3 protein-coding genes are annotated in these 2,405 nt (G+C 62.4%); all 3 read left to right on the forward strand.

The window, feature by feature from the left end:
- Window positions 1-1,538: TRCF domain-containing protein (locus DBR24_RS09380; protein WP_128614585.1), on the forward strand; the 1,538-nt coding region annotated here is incomplete at its 5' end.
- A gap of 10 nt (window positions 1,539-1,548) precedes the next feature.
- The gene (locus DBR24_RS09385) at window positions 1,549-2,115 is read left to right on the forward strand and encodes a CsiV family protein (RefSeq protein ID WP_123461941.1); all 567 of its coding nucleotides are present in this window, start codon (window positions 1,549-1,551) and stop codon (window positions 2,113-2,115) included.
- Between the two features lie 11 nt (window positions 2,116-2,126).
- The coding region (locus DBR24_RS31825) for an SWIM zinc finger domain-containing protein (RefSeq protein ID WP_256591363.1) at window positions 2,127-2,405 on the forward strand (279 nt) is incomplete at its 3' end.

The raw sequence follows: 2,405 nt of genomic DNA on the forward strand, positions 1-2,405 counted from the left end.
AAGTGGCCATGCGCGCCGCGTTCATCGCCGTGCATGGCGGTCGGCAGGTGGCGATTCTGGTGCCGACCACCCTGCTCGCCCAGCAACACTACAACAGCTTCCGCGACCGCTTCGCCGACTGGCCGGTGACCGTGGAAGTGATGAGCCGCTTCAAATCGGCCAAGGAAGTGAACGCCGCCGTCGCCGATCTGGCCGAAGGCAAGATCGACATCGTCATCGGCACGCACAAATTGCTGCAGGACGACGTCAAGATCAAAAACCTCGGGCTGGTGATCATCGACGAAGAGCACCGTTTCGGCGTGCGCCAGAAAGAACAGCTCAAGGCCCTGCGCAGCGAAGTCGACATCCTCACCCTGACCGCCACGCCGATTCCGCGCACGCTGAACATGGCGGTGTCGGGCATGCGCGACCTGTCGATCATCGCCACGCCGCCGGCACGACGCCTGTCGGTGCGCACCTTCGTCATGGAGCAGAACAAGAGCACGGTCAAAGAAGCCCTGCTGCGTGAACTGCTGCGCGGCGGACAGGTTTACTACCTGCACAACGACGTGAAGACCATTGAAAAATGCGCGGCAGATCTCGCCGAACTGGTGCCAGAAGCACGGATCGGTATCGGTCACGGGCAGATGCGCGAACGCGAACTCGAACAGGTGATGAGCGACTTCTATCACAAGCGCTTCAACGTGCTGATCGCCTCGACCATCATCGAGACCGGCATCGACGTGCCGAGCGCCAACACCATCATCATCGAGCGCGCCGACAAATTCGGCCTGGCGCAACTGCACCAGTTGCGCGGTCGAGTCGGTCGCAGTCACCACCAGGCGTACGCTTACCTGCTGACCCCGCCGCGCCAGCAAATCACCGCGGATGCGGAAAAGCGTCTGGAGGCGATTGCCAATACCCAGGACCTCGGCGCCGGTTTCGTGCTGGCCACTAACGACCTGGAAATCCGTGGCGCCGGTGAATTGCTCGGCGATGGCCAGAGCGGCCAGATCCAGGCCGTGGGCTTCACGCTGTATATGGAGATGCTGGAGCGTGCGGTGAAGTCGATCCGCAAGGGCGAGCAGCCGAACCTCGATCAACCGCTCGGCGGTGGCCCGGAGGTCAACCTGCGGGTGCCGGCACTGATTCCGGAAGACTACCTGCCGGATGTGCATGCGCGCCTGATTCTGTACAAGCGCATTGCATCGGCCACTGACGAAGAGGGCCTGAAGGATCTGCAGGTCGAGATGATCGACCGCTTCGGCCTGCTGCCGGAGCCGACCAAGAACCTGGTGCGCATCACTGCCTTGAAATTGCAGGCCGAACAGTTGGGCATCAAAAAGGTCGATGGCGGGCCGCAGGGCGGACGTATCGAGTTCGCCGCGCAGACGCCGGTCGACCCGATGACCCTGATCAAACTGATCCAGAGCCAGCCAAAACGCTACAAATTCGAAGGCGCCACGATGTTCAAGTTCCAGGTGCCGATGGAGCGCGCGGAAGAGCGCTTTAATACTGTAGAGGCGCTGTTCGAGCGCCTCATCCCGAAAACTGCTTGAAGGACGCCCAATGCGCCTGTTTCGTTCGCTGACCTTGCTGCTGACTCTGGTCGCACCCACGGCGTTTGCCGATGACACCTATATGGTCGAGATGATTCTGGTCCGCCAGAACGCGGTGCCGGCGATCGTCAGCCGCGCCGCCCCGGAAGACTGGGCCGCCGGCGCCCAGCGTCTGGGCGACGACAGCCAGCGCACACCCGCGCTGAATGAAGTGGCCAACAAACTCACTGCCAGCGGCGATTACAGTGTGCTGCTGCACAAGGCCTGGCAACAGACCCTCGGCGAGACGCCGACCAAGGTGGCCGTCAGCGACGGCAAGGAACAGTTCGGCCAGTTCCCGATCGAGGGCACGCTGGAAATGAAGCTGGGCCGCTTCACCGATGTGAATGCCGATTTCTGGGTCAACCAGATCGACGCCAACGGCATGGTCACCGCCAGCGAACGCCTGAAGCAGGACAGCCACACCAAGAATGGCCAACTCAACTATCTCGACAACGGCCACCTGGCCCTGCTGATCAAGATCACTTCCCTGACGGCGCCGGCGCCGCGGGAAGCGCCTGAAGCCATTCCGGACTGATCGAAGTCCTTATGCCCCCGCCCCTGAGTAAACCGTTGGCACCCTCCTGGGTCAGCCGATTCAAGGAACAAAGCCTGGAGCGTGGCCGGCGCTACGCCCTGGAGAACCGGGTCCGTATCGCCCAGGTCGGCGATGCGACCATCACCGCCAGTTGCGAAGGCTCTGGCGGCAATGTCTACCGTCAGACCATTACGCTGCGCGAGTCGGCCAAAGGCACCTTGCTGCTGGTGGAGGCCGCGTGCACCTGCCCGGTTCGCAGCAACTGCAAACATTGCGCAGCGGTGCTGCTG

Origin of the sequence: Pseudomonas sp. HMWF006 (assembly GCF_003061205.1) — a bacterium.
In the GTDB taxonomy this organism is placed as follows: Bacteria; Pseudomonadota; Gammaproteobacteria; order Pseudomonadales; family Pseudomonadaceae; genus Aquipseudomonas; species Aquipseudomonas monsensis.